We start from the raw sequence: 19,214 nt of genomic DNA on the forward strand, positions 1-19,214 counted from the left end.
GGGCTATGTTTGATATTTTTGGAAAACTAGAAGAAATGATTCAAGAGATCCTTTTGGATATGATAAAAGGAACATTGACAAGTATGTTTACTGACTTGAATCATCAATTAGATTTTGTATCTGGCCAAGTAGGTCAATCGCCTAGCCAGTTCAATGGAGAAGTGTTTTCCTTTATCAAACACATTAATGATAGTGTCGTACTACCAATCGCTGGATTGGTTATTACAGCTGTTTTATGTTTAGAGTTAATCCAAGTAGTGATGCAGAAGAACAATATGGCAGAAGTTGATACGTTTGAATTTTTCAAATATGTCATCAAGATGTGGGTTGCAGTGTATTTAGTCTCCCATGCTTTTGAATTTGCGATGGCAGCCTTTGATGTAGGTCAACACATGATAGGACAAGCAACAGGAGTCATTCATAGTGAGACATCTATTTCATCTGAGCAGATTACTGCCATGGTTGACAGTTTGAAAGATAAGAACATTGGAGAATTGGTAGGAATAGTCTTTGAACTTCAAGTAGTAAAACTAACTATTCAAATTATCTCATTGATTATTCTCATTATCACATATGGAAGGATGTTTGAGATATATGCCTATAGTTCAGTTGCCGCTTTGCCATTTGCTACACTTGGCAATAGAGATTGGGGTCAATTGGGACATAACTACATTCGTGGGCTGTTCGCATTGGCTTTACAAGGATTGTTCCTGGTCATCTGTTTTGGTATTTATGCTGTATTACTAAGAGGTGTAAAAATGACGGATATTCATATGTCCGTCTTTTCAATTTTAGGTTATACAGTATTACTTGGATTCATGATGTTGAAAACTGGTTCCCTTGCAAGGTCAATCATGAATGCCCATTAGAGAGGAGATAATATGGCATATGTTCAAATTCCAAAGGATTTATCCAAGGTAAAAACAAAAATAGCTTTTAATTTAACCAAGCGTCAGTTAATTGGTTTTTCGGTGGCAGGCTTAGTAAGTCTGCCTATTTATTTATCTATTAGGGAAAGTGTTGGTAACGATTTGGCTATGCTCGTCTTTATTTTACTTGCTTTCCCTTTTTTATTTTTAACGTTTTATGAAAAGGATGGATTAACTAGTGAAATCTATCTTAAGTATATTTTCTTACAACAACACTATCAGCCATGTGTGAGATATAAGAGAACACTCTACAAAAAGATGCACAAGGAGGAGGTACATGAGACCAGAAAGAAAAAGAAAACAGGCACAAGAGTTTCTTGAAGCAAAGGAAGCCCAATTAAAAAAGATTCAAAAGGAACCTCTAAAACAGGATAATAACACGTTACTTGGTTCTATTAAATCATTTTTTGAATTAGGAGATAAATGTTTGACTGCTGAAGATACAATACCAATTGAAAAAGTATATGAAAATGGAATTTTTCAATTAACTGATGGCTACTATACAAAAATGATTGCCTTTGAAGATATTAACTATCAATTAGCATTGGAAGAGCAACGAGATTACATTTTCAATCAGTTTGCTGCATTTTTAAATAGTTTTGATAATTCGACCAGATTGCAACTTTGTTTTACTAACCAACTTGGAAGATTGGATGAATTAGCAGATGCAATTACAATCCCATCAAAAGATGATGGATTAGAGTCATTACGTTGCGAATTTAGAGATATGCTTCAAAATCAATTGGAGAAGGGGAATAACGGCTTAAGGCAAACAAAATATATTGTTTTTGGCGTAAAAGAAGATACTTATCGTCAAGCAAAGGTTGTTTTATCCAGGTTGGAAATTGATCTACAATCTCATTTGAAAGGGATGGGGATTCGTTCTATTGTCCTAAATGGTTTTGAACGATTGATTGTACTTCATCATATTTTGAACCCGACAGAGCAAGTTTCTGATTTGCCAGAGGATTTGGGCAATAGTGATTGTCGCACTTCGATTGTGCCAGATAAATTTCACTTTCAGAAGAAGTATTTTTCAATGGATAATGTTTTGTGTCAGACCAATCATGTACAGATTTTAGCATCAGAATTATCAGATAGGTTTTTAACTGAATTACTTACTCTTGAGGAGAATATGGTTCTATCGCTACATATACAAGCATTAGATCAAGTTGAAGCGATCAAGTTAGTTAAACGTAAGTTTACCGATGTGCAACGGATGACGATGGAAGAGCAGAAGAAGGCATATCGTTCTGGTTATGATCTAGATATTATTCCTTCCGATTTGATGACCTATGGTACTGATTTGAAACACCTATTGAATGATTTGCAGAGTCGTGATGAAAAGATGTTTCTCGTATCGTTTATCCTTCTTAATCAAGGATTAACGAAAGCAAAACTGGATAATGCAGTCTCTCAATTAGCAACTATTTGTAGCCGACATAATTGTATGCTGAAATGTCTGGATTACCAACAGGAGCAAGGCTTAATATCAGCTTTACCGTTAGGAATAAATTGTATCAAAATCAAGCGGCAATTAACGACTTCAAGTACGGCCGTCTTCATACCCTTTACGACTGAAGAGCTTTTTATGACTTCAAGTACATCTATCTATTATGGATTAAATGCTATAAGTCATAACTTGATTATGGCAGATAGGAAGAAACTAAAGAACCCCAATGGATTAATTTTGGGGACACCTGGTTCTGGTAAGTCTTTCTCAGCCAAGCGTGAAATTTCCAATGCCATACTAGTAACAGATGATGATATTCTTATCTGTGATCCAGAAGGAGAGTACGGTGCTCTTGTAGAAGCATTTGGTGGAGAGGTTATTCATGTTTCCGCTAAATCTAAGGATTATTTGAATCCATTAGATATAAACTTCAACTATGGAGATGGCGATGCACCTCTGAAAGATAAGGCGAATTTTATCATGTCAATGCTCGAACTTGTAGTAGGCGGTTCTGGGTTAACAGCCGCTGAAAAATCTGTCATTGACCGATGTCTGCCGAAAATCTACGAAGCATACTTCGAAAACCCTATTCCAGAGAATATGCCAATCTTACAGGATTTATATGATTTGTTGATAAAACAGGAAGAAAGCGTTGGTCGAAAATTAGCGACTGAAATGGAGATATATGTGACAGGTTCACTAAATGTATTTAATCATCGTTCAAATGTCGACTTGAATAAATCACTTCTATGCTTCGATATAAAAGAGCTGGGGACACAGTTAAAAAAGATTGGTATGTTAGTTATTCAAGACCAGGTATGGAACAAGGTTTCACAAAATAGGCAAAGTCAAAAATCTACACGGTATTATATCGATGAATTTCACTTACTGCTAAAGGAGGAACAAACAGCTCAATATTCGGTTGAAATTTGGAAGAGGTTTCGTAAGTGGGGAGGGATTCCGACAGGTTTAACTCAAAACGTAAAAGACCTTTTAGCGAGTAAGGAAATAGAAAATGTTTTTGATAATACGGACTTTATTATGATGTTGAACCAGGCTTCAGGGGACAGAGAAATTCTAGCTAGAAAACTAAAAATATCTCCCTATCAGCTCAATTATGTAACCAACTCTGATGCTGGAGAGGGGCTACTATTCTTTGGTAATACAATTGTTCCTTTCTTAGACCAATTCCCTAAGAATACACTTTTGTATCAGAAGATGACAACCAAACCAGAAGAGGTCAGGAAGGGCTAGATGAATTATGGGAAAGTCAAAACGAATGGTCCGAGAGACCAATAAGAAACATTATGCGAAATCAAAACCTGACATTCGACAAAGGAAGGAAGAGCAAGATTTTTCTGGAAGAACAGTTGATGAGAGTGTTAAATTTCAACACCAGATTATTCATAAAGAAAGTAAATTAGAGAGTAGGCAAAATCAAGTTGAATCTTCTGGAAAGAGGCGGAAAAATATTAATATTGTGGATGACAAGTCTACACAAACTCCTTTACCTATTCATGATAAAAATGGATCAACTATTCAAATTACAGATCTACAAGATGAAATAGTTAATAAAAATTATTTACATCAGCCCTCTCCACCAGAAGCACCCCTAGTTGAATCAAAGCCAATAAGTCATAAGAAACAAGTCCAATTGAATCAACGAAAAGCATTTGAAAATCAGCAAAATGTTGAATCAAGGAACGATATTGAGTTCACCGAGCAGAATGGTCATAATTCGGAAATACACGTTAGTTCTGATGGGAATCTTGCACAAACTGGTAATGAACAAGAAGTTCAACAAATACAATTTGAAATTATGCACCAAAATCCAGTAAATTCCAGCGAACTAAATCACTCAAAGGACTTGAGTTTCGAACCAAGTTCAAGTCATACTCAGGCACAAAATATTTTTCAACCGACTGAATCTATTGAAAGAAAAATTCATGATAGTCCGTTTCGTAAGTTTGATACAAATCAAAGTAGAATTATTGATACTGAAACAAAGTTTACCCATCGGAGAAATGAGGGGAGAGCAAAATTAATTCACAATCAGAATCAAGGAACGCCGTCCCAGTTTAAGAATAAAAAGGGGAAGAAACATGTTCATGTCAATTCAGTTCATGAAAGCCAAAACGTTCTGTCAGAATTACCTATTTCTCAATTTGATTCTTCTACAGATTCAGTTCCAATAAAAACTTATCCAAGAGTGAGTGATGAGTCTAATTCTATTATTGATCAAGCAGATAATGAGAGTGTCTTTGATGTTTCACTTCTACAAAGTCAATTGAGAATAGATAATAAGAAATTTCAACCGAGTAATTCTAAACTTTCGAAAAATAAAATAAGGGTGGTAAAGAATAGTCAAAGTCAACAAATTGAAAAAACTGTAACTCATACAGATGGGGGTAAACAAAGTTCAAACCAATTTCAGTCAAATCTTAATGAAAATTCGATAATGATTGAACAGATAAGTTATCCCAACATCGACTGGTCTAAAAAACTTCATCTACCTCAAATTAAACTATTCTCTAGAGATATTTTGCACTCTAATGCTGTAGGCGGTAAGATACAGAATGATGAGATTAAAACATTGACCAGAAAAGGTAAGAGATTGTCAAATAGACTGAGCAATAAAGAAACAAAATCGAATATTGCTCGTAGTTTATATCCTGGTACAACTAGTGACAAAAATAGAAAAACTGTATCTAAATCATCCAAAACGAAATTGAGTATCACTCCAATTCAAGTTGATGGTAGACCTAAATATAATTTTGCAACTACAGCAAAAAAACAATTTTATAAAGGGCGACTTACTTTAACTAATAACATTAAGGCGAATAAATTTAGACGTCATAGATTATTAAAAGATCAGTTACAAATTCATGAAAAGTTGAATTCCTTAGTAATTGAGCCAATTGAGTTTGTAAAGGATAAGAAGAATCGTCATTTACTTAAAAAAATTGAACAAGCAAAACTTGGCAGAATACAATCAAGCCCACTTAAAAAAGTAGTGTCAGGATTGGCCAGCAGTGAGTTTCTAGTAGCTAGTTATCTTCAAGCAGGAGCTGATGATAATGTGGCAGTTGATGCAACTACGAAAGTACTGAACATTAATGCTGCTACACTAATGAGACTTGCAAAAAAATCGAATCGTAAAAAGACGATAAAGAAATTGACCAAGAAGGCAAAGGTAAGACAATCGCAATTGGAATTTCGGCATAAGTATCGATTGATGAAGGAAGATAAGATTTTTCAACGGCAATTATTCTATCGAAAGGCAATGTATCGACAGCGGATGAAGCAACAAATTCGTAACAAGCACTTCCCTAGAATTAGAGACAGGATAAAAGAAGAGCTAAAAAAACTGTTAAATCAAATGGTCCAGTTCATTACCACAAGGTGGAAGAGTTTTTTGGTATTGGCTTTGGCTTTATTTTCTCTATTGACAGTTGTATATTCAAATAGTCAATTTATGTTTGGTGCTTTATCATCAGTTTCTTATCAGCTTACCACTACATCCTATCTTTCTTCAGAGGAAATGCTTGTTGCATTGAATCACATATTCTCTACCTATGAATTGAATTTATCCAATCAATTGGCAAGATTGAAGGAATCGAAACCTGGATACGATGAATACATCGTTAAAGGGAGGGAACAAATTGGTCATGATCCACATGTCTTATTAGCCTATTTGACAGCTAGATTTGGGGAAATAAAAGACCAAACAAGTGTTGAACCAGCGATGAAACAACTATTTGACCAGATATATCAGGTTTCCTATCGTGAAGAGAGGGAAATCCGTTATCGAAAGGTCAAGGAAGAAGTTCTTGACACCAGTGGTAAGAAAACGATTGTTGAGAAAGAAGTTCCCTATACCTATCGAAAATTGATAGCAACAGTTTCAAAAAATGACATGGATGTAGTTATTCAGTCAATATTTGCTGGTAGTCCTAGCAATTTAGAACATTATAGGATTCTTAGAGAAACAAAAGGGAATTTAGAAACTGCCTTTCCTTCGGGAACGACGATCAGTCTTCCTGGAAATGTATCATCGGTATATGATGTCAATTTAACAGGCGGAAATTTTCCACCACCAAACCCTAATCATGTTGCTGCTCTAAATGGCGGTTACCCTGGGCAATGTACTTGGTATGTTTATAATCGATTCTCACAACTTGGAAAGCCAATCCAACATTCACCAATGGGAAATGGTGGCGAGTGGGCGTTCTATGCTGCAAAATATGGTTATCCAGTCAGTAGAGAGGCACGAGCTGGTACAGCAGTCTGTATGCCTCCAACTGTACCATATGCAGATCCGACTTACGGTCACATTGCGTTTGTAGAACGCGTTAACCCTGATGGTAGTATTGTTATCTCAGAAATGAATGTAAAAGGGGAATTTGTGATTTCAACAGGCTATCTTCCACGGGAGATGGCCGCACAATGTTATTACATCAATTTTGGATTATAAGGAGGAATTTATGCGTAAAGATATTCAGATGTTACAAAAAAAGAAAGAAAAACTACTTGAAAAAAAGCAAAAAATTGACCAAGATTTGGCTCAAGTTTTACAAGAAGAACAAGATTTGATTTATGAAGAAGTCATAGTTGTTTTTGAGAAATCTAATCTATCTCTCGAAGAATTTACTAAAAAAGTTTTATTTGAAAAGGAGTTGTCGCATGAAACGATTATTTAGTTTTGTGAGAGTAGCTAGTTTGGTTATGTTATTTAGCGGGTGTCAAACTATTTATGCAAGTTCACCTAGTTCAGAGCCAAATAGTCAGCCAGTAGCCATTTCTGTACATCCACAAGCCTCAGAGCAAAGTAACGCCAAGGGCCAAGTCACAGAAAATGTAGATGCCAATAATCAAGATTACGAAATTACTGATTCAGTTGCTACTAAGCGGCAGTTTGTCACTTTTACAAGTAAGTCAGGAAAGGTATTTCACTTGATTATAGATCATGATAAAGGTGGACAAAATGTACAATTATTGACAGAAGTATCTGAACAGGATTTACTCAACCTTGTTGAATCAACTGATACTGTTGCTGTCAAACCACAAAAGGTTGAAGAAGTCGTTGAAGAAAAAACTGTCAAAAATGAAGAACCAAAACAAAAATCTTCAGCTGGAAGTTACATTATTATCGGTCTATTCCTTCTTTGTGTATTGTGTGTAGGATATTATATAAAAGTCATTAAACCAAAGAAAGAACACCACTTTGAAGAATTCGAAGAAGATGAAGACTATATAAGTGATGGTGAAGATGAGGTTTGACATTGTTTTCCTTTTTTGTATAATGAAATTAGAGGTAATGAAATGGATTTATCAAGTAAGCAAATTAAGAATTTATCACATAATAGATGGTATCATGCTACATTAAAACGACATCTCCTTTCCTTATTAGAAGGGATAAAAGTAGACTACAATTTAGGACATGAACTGGATTTTGGTGCTGGTTTTTATATTACATCAGATTTTCAACAGGCACAGAAGTATATAAACCGTTTGGTAGAATTTTTAAATACCAATAAAGCTGGTGCTGAATTTTTGGGGAATATGGATGAGGAAGGGATTATTCTAGAGTTTGAGTTGACGGATTTTCCTTCAATTTTTACAACATCAAATTATAAGTGTCATTATTTCAAAAGCCACAATATTTCTGATGATGTGATAGATTTCGCTGAGTTCGTTTTTCAGAATCGGCTTCGCTCAAAGGAACGCATTCATGATTTCGATTTTATTTATGGAGTTCAGACGGACGATAATCCGACAGGGTTACTCCAAAAATATAAGGCTGGATTGGTTTCAAAAGCTGATGTATTAGACGAGTTTCGCAAACCATTCTCATTTAAACAGTTATCCATTCACAATCAAGAGTTTTGTGATATAATGAAGGTAACAAAGATTTATTTATCAAAAGATGGAAAGGAGTTAGACCAATGGCAAAAACAATGATTAGTCCTGTTGAATTGTATAGCAATGAGTTAGCACAGGCTTTGTTAGAAACATCAAAATACAGACTTGAGGCTAGTGTTGCACATCAGATAGCAAGACAATATGCAAGTCAGGTAGATTTTGAAGATCCAATCTTGATGCACGTTGGAGTTAACTCCATTGCAAGCACCTTGATTGACAAAATTAAACCTGAATATTTTCAAACAACTTCATAAAGTTTTAAAACTTGAATGATGGTTTTAGCGATTAGAGAAATCTAGTCGCTTTTTTCTTTTGTCATAAAGGAGGATAAATGTATTTTTTTGATTTATTTGCTGGGATAGGAGGTTTTCGATTGGGGCTTGAACAAGCTGGACATATTTGTGTTGGTTTTTGTGAGATAGACCGATTCGCTCGTAACTCCTACCAGGCTATTTTTGATACAGAAGGAGAAGTCGAATATCATGACATACGAAAAATATCCAATCATGCTTTCCGAAAGCTCCGAGGAAAAGTTGATCTCATCTGTGGTGGATTCCCTTGCCAGGCATTTTCGCTTGCAGGAAGAAGATTGGGATTTGAGGATACTAGAGGAACTTTGTTCTTCGAGATTGCTCGAGCGGCCCAACAAATCCAACCACAGTTTTTATTGCTTGAAAACGTCAAAGGCTTACTCAATCATGACCAAGGGAGGACGTTCAGAACTATACTGTCCACGCTTAATGAATTGGGGTATGATGCTGAATGGCAGATACTTGACAGCAAATATTTTGGTGTCCCTCAACATAGGGAAAGAGTCTATCTTATTGGACATTCTAGAGGACGAAGTAGACAGTTCCTTTTTCCTATCGGACGAAAAAGTAAAGTCTCTCCTCTATCAGGTCCGAAATGCATGGGAAACATAAATCCATCGGGATATGGATTGAATGGAAAGGTGTATTCTTCTAGTGCTATTTCTCCCACTCTTACAACGAATAAAGGCGAGGGCGTTAAGATTGCTTATCCAATTCTAACTCCTGAAAGAATTGAGAAAAGACAGAAAGGTAGGAGGGTAAAACAAGAATCAGAACCCATGTTTACACTTACTTCTCAGGACAGGCACGGTGTTGTTTTAGAAAAACGTTTACCTCGGAGTAGGGGAGTTTATGTACGCTCAAATACCAATAAGGGATTTGAAACTGCATTTGAAGGAGATTCTGTCAATTTCGCTTATCCGTCATCTAAAGTTAGAAGAGGTCGAGTTGGTAAGCAGGTTGCTCAAACAATAGTTACTGGAAACTCTCTTGGGGTTGTAACGAATCAATTACAGATTCGTAAGCTAACTCCAAGGGAGTGTTTTCGTTTACAGGGATTTCCTGATTGGGCATTTAATCGAGCAAGTAGAGTAACTTCAAATTCACAATTGTATAAGCAAGCAGGAAATGCAGTGACTGTACCTGTTGCATTTGAAATTGGCAAACGTTTAGCAACAATTGAGAAGGAGGGGGAGAGTGAATGAAGACTCTGACAGTTGTTGAATTATTTGGAGGAATAGGAGCCCTCCGTAAAGCACTTCTTAATCAGGAAATTCCTCATCAATTGATAGACTATGTAGAAATAGATAGGAATTGTGTAAAGAGCTACAACGTACTCTATAATGAGAATTTTATACCACAATCTGTTAAAGGGTATTCTCTACCCAATATGCAGATTGACTTGTTAATGCATGGCAGTCCTTGTCAAGATTTTTCACGCTCAGGACTTAAAAGAGGTGGGAAGAGAGGCTCCTATACTAGAAGTTCTCTTTTGTTTGAAACAATCTTGATATTAAAAAATGCGGTCCAAAAACCTAAATGGGTTGTTTGGGAGAATGTTGTTGGCGTGTTAGATAAGAAAATGAAACCAACATTTGAAGCCTATCTAACGGAATTGGAATATTTAGGCTATACATCGTGTTACTGGATACTGGATAGCTTTGACTTTGGGATACCTCAAAAAAGGAAACGGATTTTTGTGGTCAGTTATCTAGGTAGGGAAAATCAATTTGATTTTTCTAAACTAGAGCGAACACAAGCACCAGCCATTGAAGAATTTTTAGAATGCAAAGTAGCTGAAAAATATACTGTCACTCAACCGTCCATTCTTAAGTACATAGAAAAGGCATGTCAGTCAGTTTTCACAGCACGTGTACACATTATTCAAGATTATTGTTACACGATTTCGACTAAGCAAACACGAGTACCTAATGCTGGATTTATTAGAGTAGGTCCTGGAAAATATCGCTACTTAACAGAAAGAGAGTGTTTCCGATTGATGGGGTTTATTGACAAGGATTTTAATAAATTACGAACAATTTTTCCAGAGAAAATTAGCAAGAAGTCCAGTATCTTGTACAAGCAAGCAGGCAATTCTATTGTTGTATCGGTACTTGAAGCAATTGTAAAACAAATTTATCAGAAGGAGTCAAACTCATGAAACTATTACATCAAAAATCAATTTATGAAAGTAATTATGATGAAGCCTTACAACATGACATAGAGATTGATAATATTATGTCAAAACTTTTTTCTCTTCCAAATTTTCTCTCTGAGTTTCAACTGAGGTTTGAGGATGATTATCATAAGGAAATGAACGTTCCACTTGATTATGAATCTTACCTTCATAACATCTTCGATTTTATAGCAGAACAAGATATTAAGAATGGGGTAGACGTTCATTTAACTGAAGAAGGAAATCTATGTTTTATGGCTTACGGTCAATCTTATACGATTCGCTCTACTGGAGTGTCAGATGTGGTACGAACTTCTGTCACAGTCATCTCTAAAGATGAAGCGGGAAACCAGGTGGACTTTAGTCAGCACTTTACTATTCCAGTACATGAAAAAGAGCAGATGAACAAAATCAAGTCAGAACAGGTTTTATAGCGAAAGAAAGGAGAAGTCATGCGAGTTGAAGAATACGCCAACTATGTCGGAGACTTATCCACTCATTATCTTTCGGATGTAGATGCTTATCAAAGGATGCTAGGGCGGCTAGGTTATGTCGTTGGTTTTGGCTTTCAAAACCAATTGAGTATTATTCATCAGAAACCGACAGCTAGCTTATGCTCAGATTTTCAATCTTGGAAGTCCGTTGACTATATTGTTAGACGTGGTCAAAAAGGGGTACCGATTTTATTATCTAATCAATCAACGACTAGCGTAGGGTATGTCTTTGATATTAGCCAGACTGTCCTAGTGAATAAGGATAGACGACCAATTGAACAATGGAGATATGAATCAGGAAAAGATTTATCCATCCTTACAGATATTATTGATGAGAGATTGTCACTTAGACCGGAAAATGAAGAGGCAGCGATTCGTTATTTGGCAGGATTAGCTACCAAAGGTATTGGCCAAAAAGTCCTTGCAGGAATGAATTTAGATGTGGAAAGTGAAAACTATTTACTTCGTTTTATTGAACAAAGTTTTCAAGCAGTATTTGCTGGTAGACTTGGGGTTGAGATGGACCTAAACAATGATTTACTTGAGAATGGGTTAGGTCAATTTAGTCCTAGACAGTTTCTGCTTTTTGGTGATTACTTATCAAGAATGTCCCAAAAAATTTTTCGTATTATTCATCAAAAAAAGATTGAGAAAATTGCATTAAAAGAGCAGACAAAAGAGATTATTGAGCGGTATAATGATGGTGTAGAAGATAGAGGAGGTCAACCAAATGAATCAAGCATTAGTTATCGAGAAGATGAATACGACCATGACAGCCAACGAGTTCAGTCATTGTCAGACAACAGAGGAGATAGTAGAGATGATTTACCAACAAACTCTTCATACACTTCAAACCAATCCACAGATTCAGAGAGAGATTGGGACAGCCCCCTACGCCAAGGAACGATTGGAGTATCTGAGCAAGGAGGAGAGCAAGATGGAAATGTTGCTAGAATTGTATCAGACAGCCCAGTTGATTCCTCACTTGATGGAAGTGGAGAAAGAGGCTCAGACGATGACGCTAATACTCGAACAACAATTGATACCAGAGTGGAATTTGACCGAGGAATTGAAATCCAAGGACATGTTGAAGTGGACCGCTCAGATGAACAACCTACGCTCCTCGATCAAGGAACAGGTAAGGCACAATCTGATTTACATTTAGCAAAAATAACCAAAGAAGAATTGCATGATGTTCTTCGTAAAGGAACAGGAACACAAGGTGGGCGACTAAGAGTTGCTCACTTTTTTGCTAGTCAAGAAGATATAAAATTTCAAGCCCAGTTTTTACAAAAGGAATACGGCTGGGGTGGAGCAAGTGGTCCAAGTTTTCCAATTTCCTATCAATATGATTCAAAGGGATTACATTTAACACGTAAATCCGATGGACATAGGGAATCATTCAGTTGGCGACAAGTTGCGGGTGAAATTGATGCTCTATTGGAAGAAGAAACCTATCTTTCTGATGATGAAAATAAACTTTATCGTTTTAATGACCATATTTTTTCTGACTTTGAGTCTTCACCGTTATTTGAATTTGATAAACAAGAAAATGGACAAATCATCGTCTACATGGAAGATGAAATGGTTGCTCGCATTGATACGGTTGGTCAGATTAACTATGTACTGGAATTAGAAGAACGATTCAGATACAAAATTGATGAGTATGCACGAAACCTAGAAAACAGTCTATTGCTTGAAAAAATGAAGGAGCATGAGCAATTAGACCTCTTTGATTTTGATGCGTTAGAAGAGGAAACTTCTGATGAAACTGCAGAAGTAGAACAAGAGAATTCTGAAAAATACAGAATTGCAGAGTTCACCACAGTTAATACTGAAGAAAGACCATTGGAAAATTTTGTACTTGAAGATCTACCAGGTTCATTACCTCCGTCACAACGCTTAGAAAATAATCTTGCTGCAATTCAAATCATAAAGAATATTGAGAGAGAAGGCAGAAGAGCCAACCGACAAGAACAAGAAACTCTTTCATTATATGTTGGTTGGGGAGGTCTTGCAGATGTCTTCAATGAGGAGAAGACAGGTCAATGGGCTGATGCTCGAAGTAAATTACAAGAATTATTATCACCAGAAGAATATCAAGCAGCCAAGGAATCAACTTTGACTGCTTTTTATACCCCACCACTCGTGATTGATTCTATTTATAAAGTCTTGCAGAATCTTGGTTTTGAGAAAGGCAATATTCTGGAACCCTCTTGTGGGGTAGGAAATTTTATCGGTCGTTTACCAAAAGATATGAATCGTTCTAAGGTGTATGGAGTCGAGCTGGATAAATTGAGTGGTAGGATAGCTCAGGAACTTTATCAAAAATCAAGTGTGCAGATAAAGGGATTTGAAGAAACAAGATTTTCTAATAATTTCTTTGATGTAGCGGTTGGGAATGTGCCGTTTGGAGATTTCAAACTAACTGATCGAGATTATGACCGAGAAAACTTTCTTATCCATGACTACTTTTTTGCCAAGTCAATCGACAAAATTCGTAGTGGAGGTATTATTGCATTTGTAACTTCTTCTGGAACAATGGATAAACAAGACAGTCGTGTTCGACAATATTTGGCCAATCGATGTGACTTGTTGGGTGCTATTCGATTGCCAAATGATACCTTTAAGGGGTTAGCAGGTACTGAGGTTACAAGTGATATTCTAGTCTTACAAAAACGGGATGTTGTGAGAGAGCAGGATGTGGACTGGATACATTTAGCTAGAGATGAGAATGGCCTTATTTACAATAAGTATTTTGTAGAACATCCAGAGATGGTCTTGGGGCAAATGGCAGAAGTCTCAGGTCGATTTGGTCCTAGTTTAGCCTGTCTTTCAGATGGGAGTGACCTACAGGAGCAACTTAGCACAGCTATTCAATCCATTCAGGGAGAAATCCCACGTGCCGAACAAGTTCACAGTTTAGATGATGGACAGGACATTCTTCCAGCAATGGATCATGTTAAGAATTTCTCTTATACTTTGGTTGATGGAGTTCCATATTACAGAGAAGACTCTGTCATGATTCGTCAAAAGTTATCACTTAAAGAACTAAATAGATTAAGAGATTACATCTACGTAGTGGATAGTTTGAAAAAAGTTATTCAACTCCAAAAAGAAAATGCCAGCGATGTTTTGATTCAAGAAAGTCAAGAGCAACTGAACAAGGCATATGATTCTTTTAAAGCGAAATATGATTTTATCAACTCTACACTTAATCGCAGGAATTTACACGAGGATAGTCATTATCCCTTAGTATCATCTATTGAGAAGCTAGACAAAGGTAAGTTTGTAGGGAAGGGCGATATTTTCTTTAAGCGGACAATAGCAAAAGCAAAGGTTGTCGAGCATTGTGATACTAGTCATGAGGCCTTGATTCTTTCAATTTCTGAAAAGGGAAGGGTTGACTTCGACTATATGACACAGTTGACTGACAAGCCCAGGGAGGAATTGATAAAAGAATTAAAAGGGGAAATCTATTTGGATATTCCTTTTGCCTATGAAGAGAGTATGCTTCATCCATTTTCTGAGCAAGGGATGGAAGAAATGGGATTATCTTATGTTCCTGCTGACCAATTCTTAAGCGGTAACATCCGTGAGAAGATTTCTATAATGGATTTTTACATTGATAGGTATCAATCAATCGACAATCCAGATAAGGAAGTTCTTGAGAATATTAACGAACTAAAATTTCAACGTGATAGACTTGAAGAAGTTATGCCCAAGGAATTGACAGCAAGTGAAATTTCGGTCCGACTAGGAGCTACCTGGATTCCAACCTCAGATATTGAGCAGTTTATCTTTGACACACTTCAACCTAGCTACTATGCGAAAAAATCAATTATAGTACAGTTCTCTCCCTTTACATCGGAATGGAAGATTGATGGGAAAACACAGGATAGTCGAAATGACCTTGCAAATCTGACTTTTGGTACAAGTAGAGTCAATGCCTATCGGTTAATCGAAGATTCATTAAACTTACGAGATACACGAGTCTACGATACGGTTTATGATGATGCGGGAAATAAAAAACAAGTCCTGAACAAGAAAGAAACCATGTTGGCCGGTGAAAAGCAGGAACTTCTCAAAGAATCTTTCAAAGACTGGATTTTCAAAGACCAAAGTCGTAGGCATAGGCTCGAAAAACTCTACAATGAAAAATTTAACTCAATCCGAAACCGAGAATATGATGGCCAACACCTCTCTCTTGAGGGGATGACATCAGATATTAGCCTACGTCCACATCAAAAGAATGCCATAGCACGAACGCTTTATGGAGGAAATACCCTCTTGGCTCATGTAGTCGGAGCAGGTAAAACGTTTGAAATGGTAGCAAGTGCTATGGAAAGTAAGCGACTTGGAATGAGTAATAAAGCCTTGTTTGTCGTTCCAAACCATTTGACAGAACAGATGGGAAGGGAATTTATGGAGTTGTATCCAGCAGCCAATATTATGGTAGCCACAAAAAAAGATTTTGAACCTGCTAATCGAAAACGGTTTGTAGGTAGGATAGCGACTGGCGAATACGACGCGGTCATTATTGGTCACACTCAATTCGAGAAGATTCCAATGAGTAGAGAATACCAGGAACAACATTTGAAACATCAAATTCAGGATATAGTCGAGTTCATTGAAGAATATAAGTACGAGAGAGACCAAAATTTTACTGTAAAACAGCTTGAGGGAACGAAGAAGAAACTAGAGGCAAAGCTAAAAAAACTAAATGACGATTTTCGTAAGGATGATGTTGTGACTTTCGAGGAATTGGGTGTTGATAAACTCTACATTGATGAAGCCCATAACTATAAGAATCTTTATCTTTACACCAAAATGAGAAATGTGGCTGGGATTGGTCAATCTGAAGCCATGAAATCTTCGGATATGTTTATGAAGTGTCGCTATTTGGATGAATTAACAGGAGGAAAGGGTGTCGTTTTTGCGACAGGAACACCTGTGTCGAATTCTATGAGCGAACTTTACACCATGCAACGCTATCTACAATTTGATGAACTGGAACGAAAAGGTCTACATCATTTTGATTCCTGGGCTTCAACCTTTGGCGAAACCGTAACTGCCATAGAACTTTCTCCAGAAGGAGACTCCTATCGTAGTAAGACACGCTTCTCAAAGTTTTACAATCTTCCTGAACTGATGTCTCTTGTAAAAGAGATGGCAGATATTAAGACTGCAGATCAGTTGAATTTACCAACTCCACAGGCTCATTATGAAACCATACTTACCAAGCCAACAGGTCATCAGAAAGAAATTTTAAAAAGCCTTTCCGAGCGTGCTGATAAGGTTAGAAATAGGAAAGTAGAGCCCCAGGAAGATAACATGTTGCGGATTACGAATGATGGTAAGAAGATTGCTTTAGACCAACGTTTGGTTAATTCCTTTTTACCAGATGATCCAGAGAGCAAGGTAAATGTCTGTACCAAGAACATTTTCGCAATCTGGGAACAATCAAGTGAGCGACGTTCCGCTCAGCTTGTATTTTGTGACATGTCTACACCGAAGGGTGATGGAAGTTTTAACCTCTACGATGATATGAAAACCAAGTTAGTTAATCTTGGAATTCCAGAAAATGAAATCGCCTTTATTCATGATGCGAATAATGAAAAGCAGAAAGCTGAGTTGTTTGCCAAGGTGAGAAGTGGCGATATTCGTATTCTTTTTGGTTCCACATCGAAGATGGGGGCAGGTACAAATGTGCAAAGCAAACTCATTGCCCTCCACGACTTGGACGTACCTTGGAGACCAGCAGATTTGGAGCAACGGTCTGGTCGTATCGTTCGTCAGGGAAATGAGAATAAGGACGTCTATATCTATCGTTATGTGACGGAGAATACATTCGACGCATATCTTTGGCAGACCATTGAGAATAAACAGAAGTTTATCTCTCAAATTATGACCTCGAAAACGCCTGTGCGTGTGGCTGATGATGTGGATGAGAATACCTTAAATTATGCGGAAATCAAGGCACTTGCGACTGGTAATCCACTTATCAAAGAGAAGATGGATTTAGATGTTGAAGTATCTAAATTACGGATGCTGGAATCAAACTACAAGTCCAATTTATATCAGTTAGAAGATAAGATAGCAAAACACTATCCGTCCGAAATTGCTCGTCTAACAGAACAAATTGCATTTGCCAAGCAAGATATGGAACGAAAAGTTCCAAAAGTACAAGGTGATGGTCAGTTTAATGGGATGGAAATTTTAGGAAAACACTTTGTAGATAAGAAATCAGCAGCAGAAGAATTGATGAAAATTTTACCACTAGTTCCTGCATCAGGTACAATGTCAATTGGTCACTATCGTGGATTTGAAGTTTCCGCATTCTTTAACCAAATTGCTCAAGCAATGGATTTTGTGATTGAGGGTAATTTATCCTACGTTGGTCATTTCGGTGATAGCCCTGAGGGCAATATTCAACGTTTAGACAATGTTTTGGATAGGATAGATGAAGAAGTATCCAAGTTGGAAAATAGACTGTCAGAGGTCCAATACAAGCTCCAGGTTGCGAAAGAAGAGGTAACGAAACCTTTTGAAAAGGCGGACTTACTAAAAGAAAAGACCTTGCGTTTAGCAGAGGTCAATCGCATCCTGGATATGGGGGATGTGGAAGAGTTAGAGAATCCGAATCCTTTACTTGAAGATGTTAAGGCAGCAATTGTTGACTTCTTAGCCAGAGAATATGGTGATACCGAACTTTCTGAAGAAAGTAGAACGGAACAATTTAAAGACATCTTTTCGACTGGAGATGTGGTGTATCTAGCAAAGGGAAAAAGTGAGGTTGGCGACTATGATATTGAGTATAGTGTAGATCTATCCAATTTTTTCTGGAAACTATCATTTGCAGATTCAGATTTAAAGTCTGGAGTGTTTGAAGGAAATACACCAGAGGAGCAAGCTCAACACTTTAAACTATTTTTGGAGCATTCCACTAATGAGGACTTACTCTCAATTGATGAAAAGGAGGCTTGTCAAACGCTAGGTTTACCTTATATTAGAGATTTGCTTGACAAGGATTTGGATAGTGACGGCATAGTAGACCGTTATGACCATGATTTTAAAGATAGTGATGCTTTTGAATCAAACTATGATGTCGACGAGAAAGAAAAACGGCCATCTACTTTAGCACAAATTCAAGCCTATAAGGCAGAAGTGGAAGAACGTGACTACAAAAGTCAAACAAAAGAAGAAATAGAAGAGGAGCAAGTAATATGAACTTTGAAGAAATCAAATCAACTTTAGATAATATGTTAAAAGAAAATTATGCCGACTTTACCAAGGCCATTATTGCGATTGAGAAAGATATTTCAGATCCAGACTTGTTGCAGCAAGTCTATCAAGCATACATGGATGATGATTCTATATCTGGTTTACTTCATTCCAATATTGATGCAATAATTGAAACTTTGGAGTCCGATAAAAGTCAATTATCAACAGATAATGTAGAATTGGTTGGCAATGTAACTAAAGATGTCGAGGTTAAAGTCTTCCCTGGAGAAGATGGAAAGGAATTTAAAGTTGCCAATTTTTCAATTGCTCGAAATGATGAACAAGGGAATAGTCACTTTACAAATGTGACAGCTTATAACGGACGTGCCGACTTTGCAGACCAACTCAAGAAAGGGGATTTTGTCAAGCTAACTGGCCAGATGAAGTATGAAGAGTATGAAGGGAAACTCTACAAAAATCTTGTTGTTAAAAATATTAAAATCCTTAAAACGAAAGAAAAACAACTAGAGGAGGCAGGAAAAGGAGAAAAGCCCTCAACTCTCGGAGCTTTGAAGGAATACTCCCAACAGACAAGTTCAGAACCAAGTAAACCAAAACAGGATAGAGGGATGGAGTTGTGATACATATAAATTTGGAATAATATTTGAAAAAGAATAGGAATTAAAATACAACTGGAGCCCATCA

Annotated in this window: 13 protein-coding genes; all 13 read left to right on the plus strand. The window is 36.8% G+C overall.

Annotated features, from left to right (window positions below; translation table 11 throughout):
- The first annotated feature begins 5 nt into the window (after positions 1–5).
- The gene (locus CWM22_06095) at positions 6–869 is read left to right on the plus strand and encodes a hypothetical protein (GenBank protein AUC91491.1); all 864 of its coding nucleotides are present in this window, start codon (positions 6–8) and stop codon (positions 867–869) included.
- Positions 870–881: 12 nt separating this feature from the next.
- Entirely contained in the window at positions 882–1,250 is a 369-nt protein-coding gene (locus CWM22_06100) for a PrgI family protein (GenBank protein ID AUC91492.1), read from the plus strand.
- Positions 1,207–3,636 (plus strand): conjugal transfer protein TraE, encoded by a 2,430-nt coding sequence (locus CWM22_06105; GenBank protein AUC91493.1) that lies wholly within the window; start codon positions 1,207–1,209, stop codon positions 3,634–3,636. The genes CWM22_06100 and CWM22_06105 overlap by 44 nt, the downstream gene beginning before the upstream one ends.
- A gap of 7 nt (positions 3,637–3,643) precedes the next feature.
- Complete coding sequence (locus tag CWM22_06110; protein AUC91494.1) at positions 3,644–6,856, plus strand: hypothetical protein; 3,213 nt, start codon at positions 3,644–3,646, stop codon at positions 6,854–6,856.
- A gap of 10 nt (positions 6,857–6,866) precedes the next feature.
- Complete coding sequence (locus tag CWM22_06115) at positions 6,867–7,082, plus strand: hypothetical protein (protein AUC91495.1); 216 nt, start codon at positions 6,867–6,869, stop codon at positions 7,080–7,082.
- Complete coding sequence (locus CWM22_06120) at positions 7,066–7,662, plus strand: hypothetical protein (GenBank protein ID AUC91496.1); 597 nt, start codon at positions 7,066–7,068, stop codon at positions 7,660–7,662. Before CWM22_06115 ends, CWM22_06120 begins: the two co-directional genes overlap by 17 nt.
- A 42-nt stretch (positions 7,663–7,704) precedes the next feature.
- The gene (locus CWM22_06125) at positions 7,705–8,343 is read left to right on the plus strand and encodes a hypothetical protein (GenBank protein AUC91497.1); all 639 of its coding nucleotides are present in this window, start codon (positions 7,705–7,707) and stop codon (positions 8,341–8,343) included.
- The gene (locus tag CWM22_06130) at positions 8,328–8,558 is read left to right on the plus strand and encodes a hypothetical protein (protein AUC91498.1); all 231 of its coding nucleotides are present in this window, start codon (positions 8,328–8,330) and stop codon (positions 8,556–8,558) included. The genes CWM22_06125 and CWM22_06130 overlap by 16 nt, the downstream gene beginning before the upstream one ends.
- 77 nt (positions 8,559–8,635) lie before the next feature.
- The gene (locus CWM22_06135; GenBank protein ID AUC91499.1) at positions 8,636–9,820 is read left to right on the plus strand and encodes a DNA (cytosine-5-)-methyltransferase; all 1,185 of its coding nucleotides are present in this window, start codon (positions 8,636–8,638) and stop codon (positions 9,818–9,820) included.
- Positions 9,817–10,776: a DNA (cytosine-5-)-methyltransferase gene (locus tag CWM22_06140; GenBank protein ID AUC91500.1), complete on the plus strand. Its 960-nt coding sequence runs from the start codon at positions 9,817–9,819 to the stop codon at positions 10,774–10,776. The genes CWM22_06135 and CWM22_06140 overlap by 4 nt, the downstream gene beginning before the upstream one ends.
- Entirely contained in the window at positions 10,773–11,225 is a 453-nt protein-coding gene (locus CWM22_06145) for a hypothetical protein (protein AUC91501.1), read from the plus strand. The genes CWM22_06140 and CWM22_06145 overlap by 4 nt, the downstream gene beginning before the upstream one ends.
- Before the next feature lie 18 nt (positions 11,226–11,243).
- On the plus strand, positions 11,244–18,515 hold the full coding sequence (locus CWM22_06150; protein AUC91502.1) for a helicase: 7,272 nt from the start codon (positions 11,244–11,246) through the stop codon (positions 18,513–18,515).
- Positions 18,512–19,150 (plus strand): hypothetical protein, encoded by a 639-nt coding sequence (locus tag CWM22_06155; protein AUC91503.1) that lies wholly within the window; start codon positions 18,512–18,514, stop codon positions 19,148–19,150. Before CWM22_06150 ends, CWM22_06155 begins: the two co-directional genes overlap by 4 nt.
- Positions 19,151–19,214 lie beyond the last annotated feature (64 nt).

This window comes from Streptococcus suis, from assembly GCA_002831545.1.
GTDB lineage: Bacteria > Bacillota > Bacilli > Lactobacillales > Streptococcaceae > Streptococcus > Streptococcus suis_P.